The sequence below is a fragment of the Myxosarcina sp. GI1 genome, from assembly GCF_000756305.1.
Classification (GTDB): Bacteria; Cyanobacteriota; Cyanobacteriia; order Cyanobacteriales; family Xenococcaceae; genus Myxosarcina.
In genome coordinates, this window is the sequence record NZ_JRFE01000009.1 from 52,038 (window position 1) to 73,755 (window position 21,718).

At 39.1% G+C, this 21,718-nt stretch carries 26 protein-coding genes and 1 pseudogene; 17 read left to right on the forward strand and 10 right to left on the reverse strand.

From position 1 onward, the window contains the following. The first annotated feature begins 279 nt into the window (after window positions 1-279). From mfd to KV40_RS04570, 4 genes are all read left to right on the forward strand, one after another. A complete protein-coding gene (mfd, locus tag KV40_RS04555) occupies window positions 280-3,792 on the forward strand; it encodes a transcription-repair coupling factor (protein WP_036478384.1) in 3,513 nt (1,170 codons plus the stop codon). A gap of 73 nt (window positions 3,793-3,865) precedes the next feature. Continuing rightward, complete coding sequence (locus KV40_RS31825) at window positions 3,866-4,780, forward strand: element excision factor XisI family protein (RefSeq protein ID WP_052055350.1); 915 nt, start codon at window positions 3,866-3,868, stop codon at window positions 4,778-4,780. A 218-nt stretch (window positions 4,781-4,998) separates the two neighbouring features. Next, window positions 4,999-5,205, forward strand: coding sequence for a type II toxin-antitoxin system HicB family antitoxin (locus KV40_RS04565; protein WP_036478385.1), 207 nt, complete (start codon window positions 4,999-5,001; stop codon window positions 5,203-5,205). 5 nt (window positions 5,206-5,210) lie between these two features. Continuing rightward, window positions 5,211-5,435 (forward strand): type II toxin-antitoxin system HicA family toxin, encoded by a 225-nt coding sequence (locus tag KV40_RS04570; RefSeq protein ID WP_036478386.1) that lies wholly within the window; start codon window positions 5,211-5,213, stop codon window positions 5,433-5,435. Window positions 5,436-5,579: 144 nt separating this feature from the next. On the opposite strand, the gene KV40_RS34055 is transcribed toward KV40_RS04570, so the two are convergent. The 3 genes and pseudogenes from KV40_RS34055 to KV40_RS37220 form a co-directional block, all read right to left on the reverse strand. Continuing rightward, window positions 5,580-5,843 (reverse strand): hypothetical protein, encoded by a 264-nt coding sequence (locus KV40_RS34055; protein WP_052055351.1) that lies wholly within the window; start codon window positions 5,841-5,843, stop codon window positions 5,580-5,582. A 142-nt stretch (window positions 5,844-5,985) separates the two neighbouring features. Further along, window positions 5,986-6,243 carry a hypothetical protein gene (locus KV40_RS04580; protein WP_216595525.1) on the reverse strand — a complete coding sequence of 86 codons (258 nt, stop codon included), beginning with the start codon at window positions 6,241-6,243 and terminating at the stop codon, window positions 5,986-5,988. A gap of 199 nt (window positions 6,244-6,442) precedes the next feature. Further along, a pseudogene (locus tag KV40_RS37220) lies at window positions 6,443-6,673 on the reverse strand (hypothetical protein). Window positions 6,674-6,918: 245 nt separating this feature from the next. Here KV40_RS37220 and KV40_RS04590 point away from each other — a divergent pair. Continuing rightward, a complete protein-coding gene (locus KV40_RS04590) occupies window positions 6,919-7,116 on the forward strand; it encodes a DUF2281 domain-containing protein (RefSeq protein WP_036478387.1) in 198 nt (65 codons plus the stop codon). A gap of 6 nt (window positions 7,117-7,122) precedes the next feature. Next, window positions 7,123-7,485, forward strand: coding sequence for a type II toxin-antitoxin system PemK/MazF family toxin (locus KV40_RS04595; protein ID WP_253274165.1), 363 nt, complete (start codon window positions 7,123-7,125; stop codon window positions 7,483-7,485). 266 nt (window positions 7,486-7,751) lie between these two features. On the opposite strand, the gene KV40_RS04600 is transcribed toward KV40_RS04595, so the two are convergent. From KV40_RS04600 to malQ, 5 genes are all read right to left on the reverse strand, one after another. After that, window positions 7,752-8,618, reverse strand: a complete 867-nt coding sequence (locus KV40_RS04600; RefSeq protein WP_036478388.1) for a DMT family transporter — start codon at window positions 8,616-8,618, stop codon at window positions 7,752-7,754. 70 nt (window positions 8,619-8,688) lie between these two features. Beyond that, entirely contained in the window at window positions 8,689-9,786 is a 1,098-nt protein-coding gene (locus KV40_RS04605; protein WP_036478389.1) for an aromatic ring-hydroxylating dioxygenase subunit alpha, read from the reverse strand. A 97-nt stretch (window positions 9,787-9,883) separates the two neighbouring features. Beyond that, on the reverse strand, window positions 9,884-11,263 hold the full coding sequence (locus KV40_RS04610; protein WP_036478390.1) for a cytochrome P450: 1,380 nt from the start codon (window positions 11,261-11,263) through the stop codon (window positions 9,884-9,886). A gap of 279 nt (window positions 11,264-11,542) precedes the next feature. Next, window positions 11,543-12,082, reverse strand: a complete 540-nt coding sequence (gene cobU / locus KV40_RS04615) for a bifunctional adenosylcobinamide kinase/adenosylcobinamide-phosphate guanylyltransferase (RefSeq protein ID WP_036478391.1) — start codon at window positions 12,080-12,082, stop codon at window positions 11,543-11,545. A 131-nt stretch (window positions 12,083-12,213) separates the two neighbouring features. Further along, on the reverse strand, window positions 12,214-13,731 hold the full coding sequence (malQ, locus tag KV40_RS04620; protein ID WP_036478392.1) for a 4-alpha-glucanotransferase: 1,518 nt from the start codon (window positions 13,729-13,731) through the stop codon (window positions 12,214-12,216). 355 nt (window positions 13,732-14,086) lie between these two features. Between malQ and psbZ the strand changes: the two genes are divergently transcribed. The 9 genes from psbZ to KV40_RS04670 all read left to right on the forward strand — a co-directional run bounded on the left by psbZ (window position 14,087) and on the right by KV40_RS04670 (window position 20,089). Then, window positions 14,087-14,275, forward strand: a complete 189-nt coding sequence (gene psbZ, locus KV40_RS04625) for a photosystem II reaction center protein PsbZ (RefSeq protein WP_036478393.1) — start codon at window positions 14,087-14,089, stop codon at window positions 14,273-14,275. 303 nt (window positions 14,276-14,578) lie between these two features. Beyond that, window positions 14,579-15,151 (forward strand): 6,7-dimethyl-8-ribityllumazine synthase, encoded by a 573-nt coding sequence (gene ribH / locus KV40_RS04630; RefSeq protein WP_036478394.1) that lies wholly within the window; start codon window positions 14,579-14,581, stop codon window positions 15,149-15,151. A 772-nt stretch (window positions 15,152-15,923) separates the two neighbouring features. After that, a complete protein-coding gene (locus tag KV40_RS04640; RefSeq protein ID WP_036478396.1) occupies window positions 15,924-16,217 on the forward strand; it encodes a hypothetical protein in 294 nt (97 codons plus the stop codon). 136 nt (window positions 16,218-16,353) lie between these two features. Then, window positions 16,354-16,647, forward strand: coding sequence for a hypothetical protein (locus KV40_RS04645; RefSeq protein ID WP_036478397.1), 294 nt, complete (start codon window positions 16,354-16,356; stop codon window positions 16,645-16,647). Between the two features lie 42 nt (window positions 16,648-16,689). Then, complete coding sequence (locus KV40_RS04650) at window positions 16,690-17,049, forward strand: hypothetical protein (protein ID WP_036478398.1); 360 nt, start codon at window positions 16,690-16,692, stop codon at window positions 17,047-17,049. 19 nt (window positions 17,050-17,068) lie between these two features. Next, window positions 17,069-17,440, forward strand: a complete 372-nt coding sequence (locus KV40_RS04655; protein WP_036478399.1) for a hypothetical protein — start codon at window positions 17,069-17,071, stop codon at window positions 17,438-17,440. Between the two features lie 145 nt (window positions 17,441-17,585). Beyond that, window positions 17,586-18,149, forward strand: a complete 564-nt coding sequence (locus tag KV40_RS04660) for a hypothetical protein (protein WP_052055352.1) — start codon at window positions 17,586-17,588, stop codon at window positions 18,147-18,149. A 76-nt stretch (window positions 18,150-18,225) separates the two neighbouring features. Then, complete coding sequence (locus KV40_RS04665) at window positions 18,226-19,383, forward strand: hypothetical protein (RefSeq protein WP_036478400.1); 1,158 nt, start codon at window positions 18,226-18,228, stop codon at window positions 19,381-19,383. Window positions 19,384-19,867: 484 nt separating this feature from the next. Continuing rightward, window positions 19,868-20,089 carry a hypothetical protein gene (locus KV40_RS04670; RefSeq protein ID WP_036478401.1) on the forward strand — a complete coding sequence of 74 codons (222 nt, stop codon included), beginning with the start codon at window positions 19,868-19,870 and terminating at the stop codon, window positions 20,087-20,089. A gap of 114 nt (window positions 20,090-20,203) precedes the next feature. On the opposite strand, the gene KV40_RS36900 is transcribed toward KV40_RS04670, so the two are convergent. Then, window positions 20,204-20,332, reverse strand: coding sequence for a hypothetical protein (locus KV40_RS36900; protein ID WP_256381103.1), 129 nt, complete (start codon window positions 20,330-20,332; stop codon window positions 20,204-20,206). A 45-nt stretch (window positions 20,333-20,377) separates the two neighbouring features. Then, window positions 20,378-20,524 carry a hypothetical protein gene (locus tag KV40_RS34625; RefSeq protein ID WP_156113941.1) on the reverse strand — a complete coding sequence of 49 codons (147 nt, stop codon included), beginning with the start codon at window positions 20,522-20,524 and terminating at the stop codon, window positions 20,378-20,380. Window positions 20,525-20,608: 84 nt separating this feature from the next. Between KV40_RS34625 and KV40_RS04680 the strand changes: the two genes are divergently transcribed. After that, on the forward strand, window positions 20,609-21,118 hold the full coding sequence (locus KV40_RS04680; RefSeq protein WP_036478403.1) for an inorganic diphosphatase: 510 nt from the start codon (window positions 20,609-20,611) through the stop codon (window positions 21,116-21,118). Between the two features lie 240 nt (window positions 21,119-21,358). Next, window positions 21,359-21,718 carry an NAD(P)H-quinone oxidoreductase subunit M gene (locus KV40_RS04685; protein ID WP_036478404.1) on the forward strand — a complete coding sequence of 120 codons (360 nt, stop codon included), beginning with the start codon at window positions 21,359-21,361 and terminating at the stop codon, window positions 21,716-21,718.

A 21,718-nucleotide genomic window follows, 5' to 3' on the forward strand; every position in this document is an offset into this window, starting at 1 on the left:
ATAGTAAAGTATTTTGTTTGAGATAGCGGTCGCCAGTTTTTAAATTTAGCAACTAGCTCGTTAAGTTACTTTAGATCGGCAATGCCAATTTCATTCAACTTAGAGAATAAATCTTAGACTTATCTAAATTTGTAGCAACTGCATCACTATGACAGTCAAACTCAATAAACCATAAAAGCGATCGATATATTTATACTAATTAGTTAGAGTCTTTATAGACTATTTTTTGCTGTTTTGGCACATTAGATATAATTTCGCTCACTCATATTTACCTCGATTATGGCTTTTGCATCTATCGTTCGTGCGGTTGAAAAATCGCCTTTAACTAGAGAATTAATCGCAAAACTAAACAAAAATCAATCTTTACTGCTTAACGGGATGCCGCGCTTACCTAAAGGCATAGTTAGCTCTAGTTTGGCACGGGCAGAAGACAAAAACTTATTGATAGTTTGTCCGACTCTGGAAGAAGCAGGGCGTTGGACGGCGCAATTAGAGGCAATGGGCTGGCAGACGGTAAATTTTTACCCTACTTCTGAAGCTTCTCCTTATGACCCTTTCGACCCCGAATCTGAAATAATTTGGGGACAGATGCAGGTGTTGTCAGTTATTGATGTCAAGTCAGAAAATAAAGAGCAACCATTAGCAATTATTGCTACAGAGCGATCGCTACAGCCCCATTTACCATCCCCAGATGTATTTCAAGCTTATTGTCTGACACTGCAAAGAGGCATGAGTTTAGAATCTAAGCAGTTAGACGAGTCTTTAGCCAAGTTAGGTTACGATCGCGTTCCTTTAGTAGAGACTGAAGGACAGTGGAGTAGACGGGGGGATATTGTCGATATTTTTCCCGTTTCGGCAGAATTACCCGTGCGCTTAGAATGGTTTGGAGACGAACTAGAACGCCTGCAAGAGTTCGATCCTGCTACCCAAAGATCTTTAGATAAGATCGAGCAATTATTATTAACGCCGACTTCTTTTGCCAATATTATTAGCGATCGCATTTTAGAAATTAATAAAAACATCGATGCTTATTTAACCGATGCCGAATTAGAAGCTTTTGCCGAAGGTATTACTCCTGAAGGAATGCGACGTTTTTTAGGATTTGCTTTTACCAAACCCGCCTCGATTTTAGATTATTTACCAGACAATACTTTAATTGCGATCGACGAAATCGAACAGTGTCAGGCACATAGCGATCGCTGGATTAAATTAGCCGAGGAACAGTGGCAGAGGATCGAACCAAACTTACCTAAAATTCACAGCGACTTTTTAGACTGCCTAGTTGATACCAAAAGCTTTTCCTGTATTTATCTTTCCGAAATTGCTGAAGAAAGTCCCCGTTTGCCAATAGCTAACCCCGATGCAGTATCGGTTCACAATCTCAATAGCCGTCCCATTCCCATTACCCCCCATCAGTTTGGCAAACTCGCGGCAATTCTTAGAGGCAAACAAGAAATCTATAGCCAGATGAATTTAGATAAATATCAAACCTGGCTGGTTTCAGCACAACCTTCCCGTTCTGTGGCACTACTGCAAGAACACGACTGCCCCGTACAGTTTATCTCCAATCCTCGCGACTTTCGGGCAATTGAAAAAGCCCAGATCCAAAATACTGCTGTCGCTTTGAAATATTCTGGTTTAGCAGAACTATCGGGCTTTATTTTACCTACCTTCCGTATCGTCGTCGTTACCGATAGGGAATTTTTCGGACAGCAAACTCTAGCTACTGCAAGTTACGTTCGCAAACGCCGCCGCGCCGCTTCTAAGAAAGTAGACATAAACAAATTACGCCCTGGTGATTATGTGGTTCACAAACATCACGGCATCGGTAAGTTTCTCAAACTCGAACCCCTATCACATAGAGAATATTTAGTAGTACAGTATGCCGATGGTACTTTGCGCGTTCCTGCAGACTCTTTAGATATGCTGTCGCGGTTTCGTCAGACGGGAAGCCGTCCGCCAGAACTCAATAAGATGGCAAACGCTTCTTGGTCGAAAACTAAAACTAAAGTCCGCAAATCGATTAAGAAACTGGCAGTAGATTTACTTAAACTCTACGCCAAACGTTCTAAGCAGTCTGGTTATGCCTATCCTCACGATAATCCCTGGCAACAAGAATTAGAAGACTCTTTCCCCTATCAACCCACACCAGATCAGCTAAAAGCCACTCAAGATATCAAAATAGATCTAGAGAGCGATCGCCCGATGGATCGTTTGGTATGTGGTGATGTCGGCTTTGGTAAAACCGAAGTAGCAATTCGGGCAATTTTTAAAGTGATTACTAGCGGCAACAAACAGGTGGCGTTTCTCGCCCCGACTACTATTCTTACCCAGCAGCACTATCACACCCTCAAAGAAAGATTTGCCCCCTATCCTATCAATGTTGGCTTGCTTAATCGTTTCCGCACTCCTGCCGAAAAAAAAGAAATTATGCAGCGTTTGGCGACAGGAGAATTAGATGTAGTAGTAGGTACGCACCAGCTATTAAATAAAGATGTCAAGTTTAAAAATCTGGGAATGCTGGTAATAGATGAAGAACAGCGTTTTGGAGTCAATCAAAAAGAAAAAATCAAAGCTTTTAAATCTCAGGTAGACGTTTTAACTCTCTCTGCCACACCCATTCCTCGTACCTTATATATGTCCCTATCGGGTATTCGGGAAATGAGCTTAATTACTACCCCTCCGCCATCTCGCCGCCCGATTAAAACCCATCTTTCCCCCTATAATCCTGAAGTAGTTCGCAACGCCATCCGCAACGAACTAGACAGAGGCGGACAGGTATTTTATGTCGTTCCCAGAGTCGAAGGCATCGAAGAAATTAGCGCGCAGCTAAGAGAAATGATACCAAGTGCCAGAATTGCGATCGCTCACGGACAGATGCCAGAATCGGAATTAGAGTCTACCATGCTGACTTTTAGCAACGGCGAAGCAGATATTCTCGTCTGTACCACCATCATCGAATCTGGTTTGGATATTCCCCGCGTCAATACAATTATTATTGAAGACTCACAAAAATTTGGTCTATCGCAACTATATCAGTTGAGAGGACGTGTTGGGCGATCGGGCATCCAGGCACACGCTTGGTTACTCTATCCAGGCAAACAAACCTTATCCGACACTGCCAGAAAAAGACTCAGGGCATTACAAGAATTTTCGCAATTGGGTTCGGGCTATCAACTAGCTACTAGAGATATGGAAATACGCGGTGTTGGTAACTTATTAGGTGCAGAACAGTCGGGGCAAATGACCACTGTAGGTTTCGATCTCTATATGGAAATGTTGCAAGAAGCCATCCAGGAAATTCAGGGACAAGAAATACCCAAAGTCGAAGATACCCAAGTCGATCTCAAACTAACTTCCTTTATTCCTGCCAACTACATTCCCGATACCGACCAAAAAATGGATGCCTATCGGGCAGTCGCTACCGCCACCTCTAAAAAAGAACTACTGCAAATTGCTGCCGAATGGGAAGATCGCTACGGTAGCATTCCCGCCCCAACTCAACAGCTAATCCAGGTAATGGAACTCAAACAAATTGCCAAAGCGATCGGTTTTTCGCGCATTAAACCAGAAGGACAGCAAAACATCGTCTTAGAAACCCCAATGGCAGAACCCGCCTGGAATCTCTTGGCTGAAAACATTCCCCCGCATTTAAAATCGCGCTTTGTCTACGCACCCAAAAAAGTCATCGTGCGCGGTTTGGGTGTGGTTAAACCGCAAAGACAGTTAGATAACTTAATTGAATGGTTAGGAGCGATTCATAAGGGTTTGCCAGAGTTGGAATTGGTTTAATTTAAACCGAGACTAAGAAAAGAAAATATATTTATTAATTCGTACAAAGCAATTTAAAAAACTGATAAACAAAATGGAAAGTACAGAAGAATATCGCAAATTAATTTTGAATATTCTTAAAGGATTTATTAAAACTCCATACCAATATCAAAATGTTACTTCCAAATTGATGATTAGCGAGGATCTTAATAATTATTTGATTATGATTTGGGGAATACATGATACTGTACCAATTCATAAATGTATTGTTCATGTTGAAATTTGTAATGGAAAAATTTGTATACGTCGCCAACATAAAAGATATGACGTTTATGCCAAAATACCCTACACTATCCCCCAACATGACTATGAATTATGTGATTACGCTTGTCGAGAAGATATAGATTTTGCAATAAGTCTCGAAAAAATATACCAGTTTCATCAAACTTTGTTTGTATTTAAAACTGCACCAGAATCTGATTATGGACAGCCATCAATAAAAACAAATGCTACGTCAGCAGAATTAATAAAATTAGCTAGTGTTGGTCACGATTTTATTAATAACAAAATAGCACAACATCCTAATACACCGCCCGAACTATTAATCAAACTTTTTTCCAAGTTTCCCGTACAAGTACTGACCAACAGTAATTTAGATTTAATAATAATAGAAAACCAGAATTTTTTAGAACAACTATATGAATCTTTTCCTAATTGTTTTTATCAAAAATATATAGATATACCTACATTTTTTATTGAATGGGCTGCTAATCACCTACGCAAAGACATACGTGCAAAAGTAGCAAGTAGTTATCAAATTCCCGATCTTCTTTTGAAAAAGTTAATTAATGATGATAGTTGTGAAATAATCAACAATTTGTACATAAATAGTAGTATAAAAGGAGAAATTAAAAAACAGATTGAAAAAAAACGATCTCAGTTTATAGATAGTTGCCAAAAGAGAAAAAATAAAGAGTGTGAATGCAATGGTGAGTACCTTCCTTTTTAAAAGCTTGTTCGCAAGTTAGCAGTAAAATAAACGATGTTTTACTTTACCAATATTGTGGTTAATCAGTTTAAAGCGATCGCTTTATCTCATAAAATGTCGTAAGCGATCGCTACACATTCGAGTCGTAAAGACAGTTTGATAACCTAAATTAAAATTAGTGTAGGTGCGATCGCACGATCGATAAATTTAGTAAAATAAGAACAAACTTCTAAACTTAAATGAAAACATTCACCGCCATTATTGAAAAAGACCGCGATACAAACTTATATGTCGGTTATGTTCCTGGTTTTCCTGGCGCACATTCTCAAGGAGAAACCATAGACGAACTACAAGAGAACTTGAGAGAAGTTATTGAAATGCTTTTAGAAGATGACGAACCCAACTTTGAGACAGAGTTTGTCGGTACGCAACTAATTACAATTTAATTAGTATGGGCAATATACCCGTTTTAAAGCCGCAAGAAGTTGTCAAAATCTTAAATAAACTTGGTTTTGCTGAAATACGGCAAAAAGGTTCGCATAAGCAGTTTCGTCATCCAGATGGAAGAGGTACGACAGTTCCATTTCACAAAGGAAAGGATATATCACCAACGCTGTTAAGAAAAATTGCCAGCGATATTGACATGACAGTAGATAAATTGCTGGAGTCACGATAGACAATAATGCGATCGCTTTGTCTCATAAAATATCGTGTGCGATCGCAATACAGTCGAGTCCTAAAGATAGTTGGATAATCTAAATTAAAATTAGTATAAGTGCGATCGCGTTGCTTTAGGTATTATTATAATTTTCACTGGTTTTTATTGGTTTTGGTTTTCTACCTTAATTTCGGCTTTTGCAACATCAATTATCGCGCCTACTTCTCTTAGAAACTCTATTCCTAACAAACCATCTACGAAGCTACTGGCTGGTAAATCTAATCCTGCGACGAGATAATTTTTTCGCTTAATTCCCAAGCAGTTAAACCAAGGCACTGTTACTATTGGGACATCAATCGTACCATTAGCAGTGACAATTTTTTTCTTTGTTGATGCTCGGTCTAAATTACAGCCTGCTTTTTGCAATATCCGTGTCGGTAGACTGTATAGCTTGCTCCTGTATCTACCAATAGCCTAACAATTATCGGCTTATTTTCACTGCTTCCTACCGCCACCCTCAACCACAATAAATTCTGTTGTCGATAACACCGATAAATAATTTTATTGCTCATAGAATATAAGCTACATCTTCTGGTACTCGACCTAGATATTCAATTGCTAGAGCTTGCTCCTCTGCCGTTTCTAAAGCTTGATAAATGTCTTGTTTATTTACAGAATGGGCTATTACTTTTCCTTTAACAACTTGTAAATTTTCATCGGTTTCGGTATAGGCAATCAACACCCATTGCCCATTATAATTTTGCTCAATTTCTTCAAAAGTCATGGTTTTCGACATTGTTTTCAATCCTTTATTTGCTCTAATCATTACCGCTTTTAGCTGTATTTTACTCCATTAAAATTAGCGTATGTGCGCTCGCCAGACTCAATCAATTCAGTGAGATAAAAATAAATAATGCGATTCGAACTCAACAAAGAAGACTTGTACATTCTGCTGCAACGTGGTTGTTAGAAGGATGCGAGAAGTCGCTCGAGGCATTTACGGAATGCTTTTGTAACGCTTGATTTCATGGCTCAATTGGAAAAACTTTGTCCAGCGAAGAAGTGTCGCCACTTAAAATTTCTTGCCGCACCAGATCGGCTAATCGATCCCACTGTTCATCTGTGGTTGATTCAAACTGCTCTGTCCATCGCTGTTCGTCTTTCAATTCAGCCATGAGACGAGATGCGATCGCATCCTACTGGTCGGCAGGAAGCTTCTGAATTTCTGAAATGACTTGCTGAAGAAGTTCTGTCATGACTTGCAGTAATGGGTAAAATATCGAATCTATAGCCTCATTTTAACTAATCTGGTTTTTGCCAGTCTCGAAGCAGATTGTGGCATTACTTTCTTACCCATTTTCGCGATCGGCACAAAAATTAAATCTTTTTGTCTCATAAAATACCGTGAGCGATCGCGATACATTCGATTCATAAAAACAGTTGGATAACCTAAATTAGAATTAGTGTGGGTGCGATTAATTTTTACAGATTAGCTATAGTCATGAACGAGAAAGAATCTCTCTTAACCGAACTAGAACAAATTCCAGAATCACTGTATCCAGAAATATTAAATTTTGTTCGATATCTAAAATATAAACATCTTACAAAAGAGAAATTAGAAACTACCTTACTTAGTGAAGCAGCATTAGCTAAGGATTGGTCATCTCCAGAAGAGGATGAAGCGTGGCAACATTTGTAAAGGGAGATGTGGTTATCGTTCCTTTTCCATCTTGGTCAGCATTCCCTTGCGTCTTACGCCGACGCGGGGTCTGACCGCTTTTCCGATTTAAGCCAAACCAAACGTCGTCCAGCTTTGGTTGTCGCTAGTTTATCAGGAAATGATTTAATTCTCTGTCAGATCACCAGTCAAGTTAAAACAGATCGTTATGCCGTAGCAATTACAAACGCCGACTTTTCTAATGGTGGACTAAACAAAAATAGTAATATTTGTCCCAACCGTCTATTTACTGCCGATAAAGGAATAATTCTCTACAAAGCAGGTAGTTTAAAAGCAGAAAAGCTAAAGGCAGTAGTCAACAAAATTGTTGAGATAATTAGTGATGATTAAAAACTAAAATGCTCGAATTAGTCTTACCCATCAAAAGCGATCGCTTTGTCTGACAAAATATCGTGCGCGATCGCAACACATTCGAGTTGTAAAGACGGTTGGATAACCTAAATTAGAATTAGTATAGGTGCGGTCGCTTTTTCAGAGAAGTAAATCTAATGCTCAATTCTTAGCAATCTGCTGAAACTTGCCAATAACAATTATAGAAAGTTATATCATGGAGAGAAACGCTACTCAGCTAGTAGTTAAGAAGATGTAGATGTCCGTCAAACGTTTGAATCAAAGCTCAATGCAGTCACTGTGACCAAAATCAGTCCCATGCCGAAGATTTGTGAACCCACCAGACTTTCATTTAAAATCACTACGCCGAATAGTGATGCGATGAGGGGTTCGAGCATTGCCACAATTGAAGCCACAGCTGGCGCGATATTGTTCAAGCCAACGATATAAAGAACGAATGATAATCCCGCGCCAAAGACACCCAGTGCTGCGAACAGCGGCAAATCTGGGGTGCTCAACACTGCAACGATTCGATCGACATCGCTTGGCCAGATCGTGATGGTGGCAAGTACCGCGAACGCTATCGTGAGAATCGCCTGCGGACTGCCGTGTGGTGCCGCATACTTAAAGCCGAAAATGAATACTGCGTAGGACAGACCGGCAAGCAATCCAGCACCCACGCCGAGCGGTGTGACACTGCCTGCGCTGATGTCATAAATCTGGGTAAGCAACACGATGCCAAACATCACCACAGCGATTGCGGTCAACTTCAGTGGGGTAGGACTTTCAAGCTTTAGTGCAAATGATACAAGATACACAAACACTGGCGCGCAGTACATCAACGTAACCGCAACCGCGACGCTGCCCTGCGCCATGCTCATAAAATAAAACGCGAAGTTGCCAGTTACGCCGAGACCAGCGATCGCTGACCAGAACCATAATCGGCGACTAGCCAATCCACTGCCGTTCGGGCGCAACGCTAACCAGACGAGGACGAACAGCAGTCCGATCGCGCCTCGGTAGAACGAAACCACAAATGCGTCCCAGCCGTCTGCCATCAAAATACCACCGATTCCGCCTGATAACCCCCAGCAGAGAGCCGCCAGCACCACGTAAAGCTTACTTGCGACCATAATTAATCTCTTGTTGCATGGTGAAAACTAGAAAGTTAGAGGTAGCGAGTTCCATATCACTGTAAAAAGGTTACTGCAAATTAAGAAAACACCGAATTAGCCGTTGCTGATGAAGAATACGGGCTTCTAATTGATTGGCGATACCGCCCGAATAAACACCACTGGCATAGCCTTGTTGCACTCCTTCGGTAATTTCCATATCTTCTTTCATAAAGGCTTCAAAATCTTTTTCTAGTTCGGCGGCAGGAGGACTAAAATTGGGAATACCGTAAATTTCTAAATTTATCCGACAAGTATCTACAGTCATGGGATCGATACGCAGCCAAGCCAAAACACCGTTGGGTAAAGCCAATAGATGTAAATTTGGAAAAATACCGTAGGTAAAAAATCCCTGTCTGGCGCGATCGCTGAGAGAACCTAAAACCCGATGTTGCGATCGCCATTCTTTGGTAGTTGGGGTGTAGAGTAAATTGACATATTCATCAAAAAAATGTTCGTAATGGCGTACTGCACCCTGAATCGGATCGAGGGTATGAGGATGAACCACTCGAACATGATAGTCGCACAGAGTGTTATCGTGATAGTTTTTCCAGTTACAGGCTACAGAATACTGTTTTTTGACTAATAGCGTGGTGAGATCGCTATAGTGCTGTTTTATATTGCAATGAACTTCTCCCAAATGTTCGGCTAAACTAGGGGCATCTTCGCTAAAGCAAACAAAAATAAATCCTAACCACTGTTCGCAACGAATTGCTTTTAAAGAAAAATCTTCATAGTGAAAACATTCGGGAAAACCATCTTTGGCAGGTGTTCCTTGTAACTGTCCATCCAACTCATAAACCCAGGCATGATAGGGACAAACAATTTTTTTAAGTGAATGAATTCCAGATTGAGAAACCAATACAGAAGCACGATGGGGACAGACGTTGTAAAAAGCTTTAAGAATATTATTATTGTCGCGAGTAACTAGAATGCTACAGTTGGCGGCTTCCGTTACCCAAACATTATTTTGTGTAGATAAGTTGGCAGCATCTCCTACATAAAGCCAGGTTCGCCGAAAAATGGCTTGCATTTCTTGAGGAAGTAAATCTGGATCTGTATAGTAGCGTGCGGCTAAAAAAGTAGATTTGGTGTCGGATAATAGAGAATCTGGTAAATCTTGCTTCATATTCGATGTCGATCGCGTATTTTACTATCCTGTAGTTTTAGTTAGAAAAATTCTGTAGTCGATCGCCTGTTTTTTCTAATTGCTCATTTTAAAAGAACTAAAAGTCTAAATTTAGATTTTTAACTTTCATTTTGACCCCACCAGCAGGAGTAAAAGTAATACCGCGACGCAAAGACTTTAAAGGACGTTTATCTAAAAGTTCTAGTTCTACTTTAGACAATATAGTTGCCAAAACTAACTTCATTTCAAACAATGCGAAGGCATAACCCAAACAGCGACGATTGCCTCCACCAAAAGGGATGAACTCATAAGGTGAAAACTGTTTTTCTAAAAATCTTTCTGGTTTAAACTGTTTGGGTTGGGAATAGATATCTTCTCGTTGATGAGTTAAATAGATGCAGGGCAACAAAGAAGTACCTGCTTCTAGCTGATATCCCATTAGATTAAATGGTTGTTTCAACTGACGACCGACAAAAGCGACGACGGGATTGAGTCTTAGGGTTTCGGATACTACAGCATTTAGATAGGGTAACCTGGCGATCTCGTTAGAGTCAGTATTTTTATTCAAACTATTTAACTCAGCTTGCAATTTTTGACCTACTTCAGGAAGATAATGTAGCCAATAAAACGACCAGGCTAGTGTATTGGCGGTTGTTTCATGACCTGCGAACAGCATCGTCATCAACTCATCGCAAATTTCCCTATCGCTCATGGGTTGTTCATCTTCGTCTTTGACAGACAGCAGCAAACTTAAAATATCTTCTCCTTGCAAAGTAAGATTTTGGCGACGGCGATCGATTTCAGTTTGCAGAATACTATAAATAATTTGCTTTTGTCTGACAAACTTACCCCAGGGAGTTAGCGCACCCAAGTCTTTTTGCAACCAGGGGAAAAAGAGAAAAATAGATTTTACAGGAGAATTAAATATTTCTAGCCAGTCAAGCAAAACTTTTTTGAGATAGAGATATCGTTCTCCTTCATCGATACCGAAAATAGTCCGTATAATAACTTGCAGTGAAATTTCTTGAGTGTAGTTGCGAATAATGATAGTTTGACCGACTTGCCACTGACTAATAACTTTATTGACAACATCAACCATTGTCCGACCGTAACTTTTCATTCTTTCGCCATGAAAAGGAGGCATTAATAGCTTGCGCTGTCTTTGGTGGCGAACTCCATCTAATAACACCAAAGAATTATCTCCCAGTAAAGCTTTAACAGGTGCAGAAGTTTGTTTGCCTACCTCAAATAAATTAGGATTGGCAGTAAATACCCGTTCGATCGCCTGGGGATTGCTAAAAATTACTAAAGGCGGAAATCCCATCGACTTGGGAATGTAAAATATGTCTCCATATTTTTGCTCGTATTTATCTAAAGAACCAAACTGGTCGATAATAGCCCGTAGGTTAGCGAGAAAAATAAACTTTTTGGGTCCATCGAGAAGTTTGGCTGTTGGGGAAATAGCAGAAGAAGACATAAAGCTTATATTGCTAAGTCAACAAAGACACTGAGTTTCTCTAGCAATACCAATTTTATTTATTTTATCTTTCTGTAAGTTGAAAATGCCAAATTTTTCCTAAAACAGACTTTTGTTTTCTTTCGGCGATCGCTATTGGCTTACAAACTTGTTTGCACCGAAATATTTTTTTCAAATTTGTTTTTTACTCCCGACTCCTTTTCTGTAAATTTTTAAATTACAAACAGTTAAATATTCAACTCAAGAGAAAAAAAACATGTTTTAAGTAAGGGAAGTCTATTATTTGAGAGGCGTTCCCAACACACTGAGATTTAGAGCGTGTCCACCAGTAACCAAATAAACTGTATTTGCAATGCTACCTGTTTGTCGGATTAAATCTCCCAGGCGATCGCGAAATATTCTACCAGATTTATAAGCAGGTACGACTCCCCAGCCAGTTTCTTCTGCAACTAAAATTATTTTGGCTGAAGACGTTTGCAAACTAGTCAATAAAGTCTCGCTAGTTTTAGACCAGGAGTCTGCATCTAATTCTAATAAATTAGCTACCCAGGTTCCTAAAGAATCAATTAACAAACATTCGGAAGCTAGAGCTTTTGTTATTGTTGCAGACAATTCGTGCGTTGCCGATACAGTTTGCCATTTATTCGGTCTTCTTTGCCGATGTTTGAGAATTCTGTCCTGCCACTCTTTATCTTCGGGATTGATTATTGAGGTAGCAACGTAAACAACAGATTTACTCGTTTTAGCTGCCAAACTTTCTGCCCACTCACTTTTTCCCGATCGCGCCGCACCAGTTACCAGAACTATTCTCTCGTTCATTTCTCGTTAAAAAAAGTAGAAGGTATAGAGTAGGAAGTAATATTAGGCTTTAGAAAAGTAATGGGTAATGGGTAATGGGTAAATTATTTTTACCGACTACTTGCTACTTGCTGCTTGCTACTTGCTACTCTCTACTTATTACTTATCTTCGGAGTCCTGCCATAAAGATAGGTAAGATAGCGCAGACGACCGCTTAGTTCTTGATTAAATGCTTCCCTACGGCAACGCCATTCCCAGTTGTGACCTACTTTTGAAGGGGTATTCATTTTAGCATCCGCTCCCAAACCCAAAATGTCCTGAAAGGGAAAAATTGCGGTTTTAGCTACCGAACCTAGCGCGAGGCGAATTAAAGCCCAGTGAATGCCTTCATCGCACAGGCAACCCAAATAATCTACTACTCTAGCTTGCTCTTCTGGCGATCGCTCGTAAAACCAGCCAATTGTAGTGTTATTATCGTGAGTTCCCGTATAGACAACACAGTTATGATTTTCGTAATTAAAAGGTAGAAAACCATTTTCGCGATTGTCGTCAAAAGCAAAATGTAAAATTTTCATCCCAGGAAAATTAAACTTATCGCGCAATTCTTCAACCTCTGGGGTAATTACTCCCAAATCTTCAGCCACAATCGGTAGTTTACCCATCTGCTGTTCGAGAATGGTGAAAAATTCTGCTCCCGGAGCTTCGAGCCAGGTGCCATTGGTAGCAACTTTTTCCCCCTGTTTTACTGCCCAAAATGCTTCAAATCCCCTAAAGTGATCGATGCGAATAATATCCACATATTCGAGCATAATTCTGACTCGTCTGACCCACCAGTGAAAGTCGGTTTTTTGCAGTTGTTCCCATTTATAGACGGGGTTGCCCCAGAGTTGTCCCGTTTCGCTAAAATAATCGGGTGGTACCCCTGCCATTAACGAGGCTTCACCCGTTACTGGATCGAGGTGGAAGATATCCGAATGCGCCCAAACATCTACGCTATCGTGAGCGACATAAATCGGAATATCGCCAAAAATGCTAATTCCTTTACTATTGGCATGATGTTTTAATTCTTGCCACTGGCGAAAAAACTGATACTGTAAAAACTTATGGTAAAAAATGCGATCGCTCAAACGACTCGCCCATTCGGTCATCGCTTCGGGTTGACGCTTGGCGATGCTTTTATCCCATTGATACCAACTGCCTCCATTATGGGCTTCTTTGAGGGACATAAACAAAGCATAGTCGCTCAACCAATCGTTGTGGCGATTGTCAAACTGATGAAAGTCATCTAGCTGTTCGTGAGTCGCCCGTTCTTGAAACACTCGACAGGCTTTTTCTAGTAGCGGCAGCTTAGTAGCATGTACTAAATCGTAATCGACGCGATCGACAGGGTATTCTGGTAAGTTGTTTAAATCTTCTTCCGTCAGCAATCCTTGGACTTTCAATATAGTAGGACTAATTAACAGCGGATTACCTGCTAAAGCCGAATACGATAAATAGGGAGAATTACCAAAACCAGTCGGTCCAATTGGCAAAATTTGCCATACTTGCTGGTGACTATCAGCCAAAAAATCAACAAACTCATGCGCGCTCTCACCCAAATCGCCAATACCATAACGGCTGGGTAAAGAAGTTGGATGTAATAAAATACCGCTGGCTCTAGAATCTAACATTTATTAACGCAAAACTGTTTCCGCTCCATATTCATCAGTCACCTTAGCTTTTTGCTCGCGTCAGTTTAAACTTAATTTACAAATCTTTAAAAAACGTCATCTATTTTTGGTAGTTCCAAGAGTTATTTATACTCAACATTGGATATGTCTTCTCAGATGTAGCCACTTTTTGGTAGCGTAATACTCAGGAAAAAAAATTTACGAAGTTAGAGTAAGCCTCGTATTGGAGCGCGTTCTTTGGATGAAATTTTCTCACCAGGTTCGTTTTTCTTGTTCGAGTCAAGTCTATCTGACCAAATTAAAATTTTATTAAACGCTCTGCTAATTTTGCATGACAGTCTAAGGAGAATAAACTATGACTTTTTTGTTTCAATTGACATTATCCGTGTTAGTTTTGTTTTCATTTGTAATGGTGATTGGCGTACCTGTAGCCTACGCTTCACCTCAAAATTGGGAGCAGTCTAAAACTCTGTTGTATATAGGTTCTGGCATTTGGACTGCTTTAGTAGTGCTAGTGGCAATTCTCAATTTTTTCGTTATCTAAGACGACTGTCACGAGTAAACTTAGAGGCTTTACGCATTGCGTCTGAAGCTTCAGGTTTCTAACTATAAGAACCAAAGAACCTTCGATGGGAAATAGTGGCTCACCAGCAGCTTGGTTATTTATAATGCGTAATTTGTGGCGATTGCTTCTCACTCTCAAGCGATCGCTTCATTCATACCAGGTAAAAAGCAAAATGCTAAATATGTTTAAACTGTATAAAACAGAGTTTACTTACTCGCGCGGTCGTAAATTAATGTGCGATCGTTGGTAAATATAATATGCAAATTATTACCTGGTATTTACATGACCATTTTTGAAGGTACTTTTACAGAAGATACATCTACTTGGCGTTTGGCAATTGTCATTGGGCGTTTTAACGATTTAGTGACTGATAAATTACTAGCAGGGTGCCAAGATTGTCTCAAACGTCACGGAATTGACGTAAATCCCAATAGCACTCAAGTTGATTACGTTTGGGTACCAGGTAGCTTTGAAATTGCTATGGTGGCTCGCCAAATGGCACTTTCGCAACGTTACAACGCCATAATTTGTTTGGGTGCGGTAATTCGCGGACAAACGCCTCATTTTGATTATGTCGCTTCTGAGGCAGCCAAAGGAGTCGCAGCCGCTAGCTATCAAACAGGAATACCTGTAGTTTTTGGCGTTCTCACAGTAGATTCGATGCAGCAAGCTCTCGAACGAGCCGGTATCAAAAGTAACCTTGGTTGGAATTATGCTCTCAGCGCTTTGGAAATGGCAAGTTTGATGCAGCAGCTAGGTAAAAATATGCCTGAATTTCAACAAACATTAGAAGGAGATGTTGTTTCTCCAATATTACCATCGGTAACTAATCAGAATTTGGCTAACGGAGAATAAACTTTACTGCTACAACACTTTTCTGTCCCAGACGCTTCACTTTGGTCTTTTAGACACTAAGGATTGGGACAGGGGGGCGGAAGTCGAAAGCCATACATATAGATACCCAGACTGTTCTGGATTTTTCCAAATTAATTTTAACTTTTGTACAATCCTCTGGAGGTAATGATTAGGATAAATCCTCTACTTATTCTGGTTTGGTTACATTTGTTCATTACCTCTAAAGACGCTCATTAATCTTGTCTGCCGACTAAATGGCTTCAGTCTAAAAGCGATGCAGCGCGGTGCGCGACGCGGGAGCGTCGTCTGCGACGACTGGCGACGCTCTGCGCGTATGCGCTGCCGTACTTCGAGCGCAGCCTCTGAAAGAAGCAAGTCGCGTGGAGCGCACATCGCCTTTTCCATAAGGAAAGTCGGCAGCCTCCAGACTGCAAACCTTTTGTCTTTGCCTCGTGCAGCGACTGCATCAAGACAGTGATGTAATTTATCGTAAGTTACCCCTACTAAATCAGAAATGAGTGGCTATAGAGCAGCCAAAATAATTAACCGAAAAAGTGCGATCGCCTCTGCATATGCGAATCTATTGAAAATTTTGAACTGATTGATTGCCTGAGTTGCTTTTCTATATTGAGTTTGAGCTATTAATGCTAGAACGAAATAATGCCTTCTCCAAGAAATTTTTGCGGTAAAAGTGCATAAGTTGATGCACCGAGACATACAAGTAAACAAGAAACAAAATTCACTTAAATCAAGCAAAATTGGAGACAAAATCATGAAAAACTCTGTAATTGGTCTACTGGCTCTTTCTACCATCGGTTTAATGTCTGTACCTGCTTTAGCAGATGAGGCAAACGTGCAAACTTCGGAACAGGTAACTACACAAATTGGCGATCGCAATAGCTCAACTCAAAGAACTAGCCAATCTAACTACAGCAACCGTCGCGGACGCAGTGAAAACGTTGGCAATGCACAAGATAGTTTTCAAGATTCCTTACAAGAAGGAAATGACAACCGAAGCGAGCAAACTGTCAATCAGCGTAACTCTAGCCGCCGCAGTCGTCGTTAAACATTGCCTTCTAAGAGTATTTCGGCACTTTTTCAGTCAATGTCCGCTGTAAAAGTGCATAAATTTATGCACCGAGACATACAAGTAAACAAGAAACAAAAATACAACTCAATCAAACAAAATTGGAGACAAAATCATGAAAAACTCTGTAATTGGTCTACTGGCTCTTTCTACCATCGGTTTAATGTCTGTACCTGCTTTAGCAGATGAGGCAAACGTGCAAACTTCGGAACAGGTAACTACACAAATTGGCGATCGCAATAGCTCAACTCAAAGAACCAGTCAATCTAACTACAGCAACCGTCGCGGACGCAGTGAAAACGTTGGCAATGCACAAGATAGTTTTCAAGATTCCTTACAAGAAGGAAATGACAACCAAAGCGAGCAAACTGTCAATCAGCGTAACTCTAGCCGCCGCAGTCGTCGTTAACTTAATTTCCCTAACTAATCAAAACTATGTGGGGTACGAGAAATGAAACTAAAAAAACTGGTGTTTCCAATCGCTATTGCAATTACTTGTTCGTCAGGGATCGTTTTAGCCGAACAGATAATAATGGAAGCAGGAGAGGTGACAATTGTTAAAGAAGAGAACGGTAGCATTGAAGTCGATACGGGAAATACTCAAATGCGAGTTCCACAGCGATCTATAGAGCATGAAATAGAAGATGATTACTCTATTAACAATAGTGCAATTAATTCATCAACTTCAAGGCAAATAAATCATGATTTTAGCTGTAGAACGAGAACCGTTCAATCAACTCACCAGAGCAACAATAGTGGGTCGAAACAAACAGTAACCCAAACAAATATATCTACTAATATTTGCCAATAATAAACTCAGGAGAACATAGATGCAAATCATTCGCTTAAACGCAGGTTTATTGACAATTGCCAGTTTACTTGCCATACCATTGTCAATAGCAGAATCAGCTTCCGCACAGTGCGTACAGTCTCATACAGGGATTCAGTTAAATATAGGAAAAACACCAGCAGAGCAAACCCATAATACTCAATTTGAAAAAGAAGAAAGCTGTACGGGTAATGTAAGTTCGAGCAATTCTACTCAAGTTAATGTAGGCGGTAAAAACCCACGCCAGCATCAAGAAGTCCGTCATGAAACTCGTCGGGGTCGCAGCAATTCTTCTAGAGTTAATGGTCCTACAGTAAGCGTCGATGCGGTAGCTCCTGTTAACGTACAGACTCCTAAAAATTTCCCTTACTAAAAGAAAATAGAAGGTGCTTGCATGTAAATAAAGTTTTACCAAAAACGAGTAATGAGTAACTAACAATAGATTATTTATTTTACTCATTGCTCGTCAAAAAGATAGTTTCAAATTTGTAGCAGCAACAAATTTAAAAGGTATAGCTATGAATAAAAAATACTTTTTATTTTTTTCTTGTTTAGCTATTTTCTGTGTAGCTACTGGTAGTATAATTTTTGCTAGAAATAGCCAATCATCGATCGCAGCGAGTCAAGTAAACTTAGATAGATCTTTTAGTAGTACATATAGGGCAGAAAGAGTTATTAACTCTAGAAAAAGACATCGAGAAGGCAGTGATACCGAGCAAAGAATTAGCTCTAAAAAATATTCATCTAAATCTTATCAAGAGCAACAAACAGCAGTCGATATAAGCTTATTAGATTTAAATGAAGCAAATTTACTCAGCATCAGTGCTTCACAACCAGAAACTCAATTAACAGCCACAGTATCCCTTAATGGTCAACACATAAAAAGTCTTACGAATGACGACAATGTACTCGATCTGTCTCCTTATTTGACTTTAGGCAAACAAGTAGTTTCAATTTCAGGTAATTATACCCCTGCTAATGCTTTCGTAAAAATTGAATTTCAAGGACAAACAACACATATTAGTCAGGAAACTCAAGGTAGTGGCAAACTACAACAACAATTGATTTTTCATGTCAAATAATTAAAGTTTTATGGGATATACGGAACTCATAATCGGATAAATTCGTTAACTAGAGATTAAATAAAGGAGTTAATTTATGTCGCTCTCTGAAAATGCAATACCGCAACTGGCAATCCAAGAAGTTGATATTCCTGAAGGTGATAATAATTATATCGAACAGGTCATCAATCAAGATATTATTGTCCATGTCTTAGAAATCCCCGATTTAGAAAATGTAACAGGAATTCAGAGTTTTATACAAACAGATAGCGATATTGGAACTGATAATCAGGTCTCTCAAAACATTCATCAAACTACAGTAGATTTTCCTTTATTTCCTTCTAACTATTCTCCATCAAACTCTAAATCTATTGATAGTAATAATTTTAGCTGGAATTTTGATGAATTTATTAATAATGATGATGTTTTAGATACTGTTCAATTTATTAATCAGCAAGCATTTGTCGAAGGCAACTGTAATAGTTTGAATTTTTATTCCGAACAAAGAATTTACGATCTATCTGGATATGGGGAGTTCGGGTTCGACCCAGATTATGTGTTTGATGAAAGTATAGCTTTTGATGATTTTCTGGAAAATTTTGCTAGTAGTAGTTTGCTGGATTCTACTCAATTTGGTGTCCAGGATGTTAGAGTTTTTGGCGATGACAATAAAATTGTTCAAGAATTAGACCAAAGTATTGATACATTTATTATCCTGGATGAAGATTATAGTCAGGAATTGACCGAAGAATCAGATTATTTGTCTCCCGTTCAATTTGCCATTCAAGAAAGCTTTTTAGACAATGACAATAATATTATAGAGCAAAATATCAGTCAGAATATTCAATTTGACTTTGGCTTTAGCGATCTAATAAGCGATAAACTGACAGGAATAGAGGGAGCAGAATTAGCCAATCCTGAGTTCGGCATCGACGACTTTGTTTTACCAATATTAGATAATAATATCGAAGGTTCTGAACTATTTGAAAATCATGAAGTATTAGCCAATCAGAAAAACCAGCAAACGGCTAATGTATTTGGCAATAATAATAAGGATGCTAAAAACAATAATCAAATACTAATTGCCAGCGAAGATGAAACTAGAGAATTAGTATTGAAAAATCCCGATAATATTTTTGAAGCAGGTTTAGCTGATTATTTTGACGGACAAAAGGATTTTATATTTAACGATAGCGATAACAATGCGCTTTCGGATTGGCTATTTGATACAACTAACTCTGCGCTCAGTATATAAACCTATCTGTTGGAGGTAGAAAATTTAAGAACTTTTTTTAATGCTTTGTTGAGGAGCGCAATCTAAATAACGATCGGGGTACTTGCATGTAAATAACTTACCAGATAAAAAAGCCACTGAAAGAAAATATTTTAGGTCGTACTGACGAAGAAGTTAAAGCTCATATAAAAAAGGAAATAACTGACACATCCCATTGACCAAACCTATACTGGTAAAGTAGCTCAACCCTTTGTCGCTTATAATAAGCGCAATGCAGCGTGCGATCGCACTTTTAAGAGAGCAGTATATGAGAAGTAAAAAAGATAGTGCAAAGTTAATTGTTCAGTTAAACGTAAAAAAAATTTACGAAAAATAAAAATCTGCATAAAAGTAAAAGCACATCCTAAGTAATATTTAGAAGCTCAAAATAAGTGCTTTTTGTAGTTTACAGATACATTCTGTCTGTAAACAGTAAAAATTTATTACGATAAAAAGGAGACTCACAATGTCTAATATTGCTATCTCAGACCTCCCAATCGAATTTGCCGAACTGAACAAACTAGAAGCCAACAGTATTACTGGAGGTTGTGAAATAAAATACAGGTTGAATGGAAAAGTAAAAAGTATTACAAACTGCTCGGCAGAACAAATTAAAGCTGTTACAAACCCAAAGCAAAATGCAGAGCAAGAGAACTTTCAATTAGCTAGTTTTCAATTGGCTAGTTGAAATGATTAGCTGAGAAATATTTTACTCAGCGTAGGCTTAAGAAATTTGCAACAATGGACAACTTAGTACAATTTCATATTTATCAGACCCATTGGAAGCTAATTTTTTTCTAAATTACTTCTCTAAACATTGCCTGTTTTGTTCTTTTAGGCAATGTTTACCTTCAACCGCACCCCAGGCACTACCACCAGTAGAAAAAACTGAGGCTGCGATCGCCTCAAGCGAATCTGAACTAGAACTCAAACAAGAAGAAATAAGCTATCTCAAAGGAGTGAAAAACCTACACAGCTAATGGGATGAGGTTTTTTCATCGATCTGCGCTCTTTTGCAAGCTTGGTCGAGCATTTTATGGACTACCGATTTGTCCAAAATCCAATATTTAAGTCCAGGCTCAAAAGATCCTGGGGCGATCGCTAAACCAAAAGTAAAAAACATTAATGCTTAATCTTCAGGTAAAATGCTTCATGGCTGCCAGATCGCAGTTTGAAACAGCTTAAAGTTATTTAGTTACAGGATTTTATGGACTTATCACTAATTCCCCCCCAACCCAAACCCGATGTAGTAAATGTCTTAATCGAAATTCCCGCAGGCAGTAAAAATAAATACGAGTTTGATAAAGATATGAACGCTTTCGCTTTAGACCGCGTTCTATATGCTTCGGTACAATATCCTTATGACTATGGCTTTATTCCCAATACTTTAGCCGACGATGGCGATCCATTAGACGGTATGGTAATTATGGACCAGCCTACTTTTCCTGGCTGTGTAATTGCCTCTAGACCGATTGGCATGTTGGAAATGATCGACGGTGGCGATCGCGATGAAAAAATTCTCTGCGTGCCTAATGACGATCCTCGCTACAAAGATGTCAATTCTCTCAAAGATATTGCCTCTCATCGCTTAGAAGAAATAGCCGAATTTTTTAGAACTTATAAAAATTTAGAAAAGAAAGTCACCGAAATTTTGGGCTGGAAAGACGTAGATGCAGTCAAGCCATTAGTAGAAGAGTGCATTAAAGCTTATAAATAATTTATTTGCCAGCAATATAACAGTAAGAAAAACGGAGCGAATTTAAAACTCTACTGTAAAATGCAAGTAAGATTGAAGACGAAAAATATCGATATTAGTTGGCAGTTAATAACAACTGTCTAACCTACGAGCGTCTTCAAGCTCGCTTTTACCTCTTATCTTTAGCTTAGTTGGGTCTATAAATGTTCGCTCTACTAAACTAGATCTCTATTCTCGAATGTTAATTTTATAACTAGATCGATGACGTATATCAAATCTACTACCCGCCACATTCGCATTTACACTGCTGAAGTTGAAAATAATGAGTTTGTTCCCAGCGATAATGTATTAACTCTCGATGTCGATCCAGATAATGAATTTAATTGGAGTGAAGATGCACTGCAAAAAGTCTATCGTAAATTCGACGATTTAGTAGAAGCAAGTAATGACAAGGAGCTAAATGAATATAACCTGCGTCGTATTGGTTCTACTTTAGAACATTTTATTCGTTCTCTACTTCAAGACGGCACTATTACCTATAACCTGGGGTCAAAAGTACGCAACTACACTATGGGTTTGCCCAAAATGGAAAGTCCCGATACCGAACAAAAATACTTTTAG

Bases quoted from the DNA above. Each gene is read 5' to 3' on its own strand.
- mfd (WP_036478384.1), top strand. From the start codon at position 280: ATGGCTTTTGCATCTATCGTTCGTGCGGTTGAAAAATCGCCTTTAACT.
- KV40_RS31825 (WP_052055350.1), top strand. From the start codon at position 3,866: ATGGAAAGTACAGAAGAATATCGCAAATTAATTTTGAATATTCTTAAA.
- KV40_RS04565 (WP_036478385.1), top strand. From the start codon at position 4,999: ATGAAAACATTCACCGCCATTATTGAAAAAGACCGCGATACAAACTTA.
- KV40_RS04570 (WP_036478386.1), top strand. From the start codon at position 5,211: ATGGGCAATATACCCGTTTTAAAGCCGCAAGAAGTTGTCAAAATCTTA.
- KV40_RS04580 (WP_216595525.1), bottom strand. From the start codon at position 6,243: ATGATTAGAGCAAATAAAGGATTGAAAACAATGTCGAAAACCATGACT.
- KV40_RS04590 (WP_036478387.1), top strand. From the start codon at position 6,919: ATGAACGAGAAAGAATCTCTCTTAACCGAACTAGAACAAATTCCAGAA.
- KV40_RS04595 (WP_253274165.1), top strand. From the start codon at position 7,123: ATGTGGTTATCGTTCCTTTTCCATCTTGGTCAGCATTCCCTTGCGTCT.
- KV40_RS04600 (WP_036478388.1), bottom strand. From the start codon at position 8,618: ATGGTCGCAAGTAAGCTTTACGTGGTGCTGGCGGCTCTCTGCTGGGGG.
- KV40_RS04605 (WP_036478389.1), bottom strand. From the start codon at position 9,786: ATGAAGCAAGATTTACCAGATTCTCTATTATCCGACACCAAATCTACT.
- KV40_RS04610 (WP_036478390.1), bottom strand. From the start codon at position 11,263: ATGTCTTCTTCTGCTATTTCCCCAACAGCCAAACTTCTCGATGGACCC.
- cobU (WP_036478391.1), bottom strand. From the start codon at position 12,082: ATGAACGAGAGAATAGTTCTGGTAACTGGTGCGGCGCGATCGGGAAAA.
- malQ (WP_036478392.1), bottom strand. From the start codon at position 13,731: ATGTTAGATTCTAGAGCCAGCGGTATTTTATTACATCCAACTTCTTTA.
- psbZ (WP_036478393.1), top strand. From the start codon at position 14,087: ATGACTTTTTTGTTTCAATTGACATTATCCGTGTTAGTTTTGTTTTCA.
- ribH (WP_036478394.1), top strand. From the start codon at position 14,579: ATGACCATTTTTGAAGGTACTTTTACAGAAGATACATCTACTTGGCGT.
- KV40_RS04640 (WP_036478396.1), top strand. From the start codon at position 15,924: ATGAAAAACTCTGTAATTGGTCTACTGGCTCTTTCTACCATCGGTTTA.
- KV40_RS04645 (WP_036478397.1), top strand. From the start codon at position 16,354: ATGAAAAACTCTGTAATTGGTCTACTGGCTCTTTCTACCATCGGTTTA.
- KV40_RS04650 (WP_036478398.1), top strand. From the start codon at position 16,690: ATGAAACTAAAAAAACTGGTGTTTCCAATCGCTATTGCAATTACTTGT.
- KV40_RS04655 (WP_036478399.1), top strand. From the start codon at position 17,069: ATGCAAATCATTCGCTTAAACGCAGGTTTATTGACAATTGCCAGTTTA.
- KV40_RS04660 (WP_052055352.1), top strand. From the start codon at position 17,586: ATGAATAAAAAATACTTTTTATTTTTTTCTTGTTTAGCTATTTTCTGT.
- KV40_RS04665 (WP_036478400.1), top strand. From the start codon at position 18,226: ATGTCGCTCTCTGAAAATGCAATACCGCAACTGGCAATCCAAGAAGTT.
- KV40_RS04670 (WP_036478401.1), top strand. From the start codon at position 19,868: ATGTCTAATATTGCTATCTCAGACCTCCCAATCGAATTTGCCGAACTG.
- KV40_RS34625 (WP_156113941.1), bottom strand. From the start codon at position 20,524: ATGTTTTTTACTTTTGGTTTAGCGATCGCCCCAGGATCTTTTGAGCCT.
- KV40_RS04680 (WP_036478403.1), top strand. From the start codon at position 20,609: ATGGACTTATCACTAATTCCCCCCCAACCCAAACCCGATGTAGTAAAT.
- KV40_RS04685 (WP_036478404.1), top strand. From the start codon at position 21,359: ATGACGTATATCAAATCTACTACCCGCCACATTCGCATTTACACTGCT.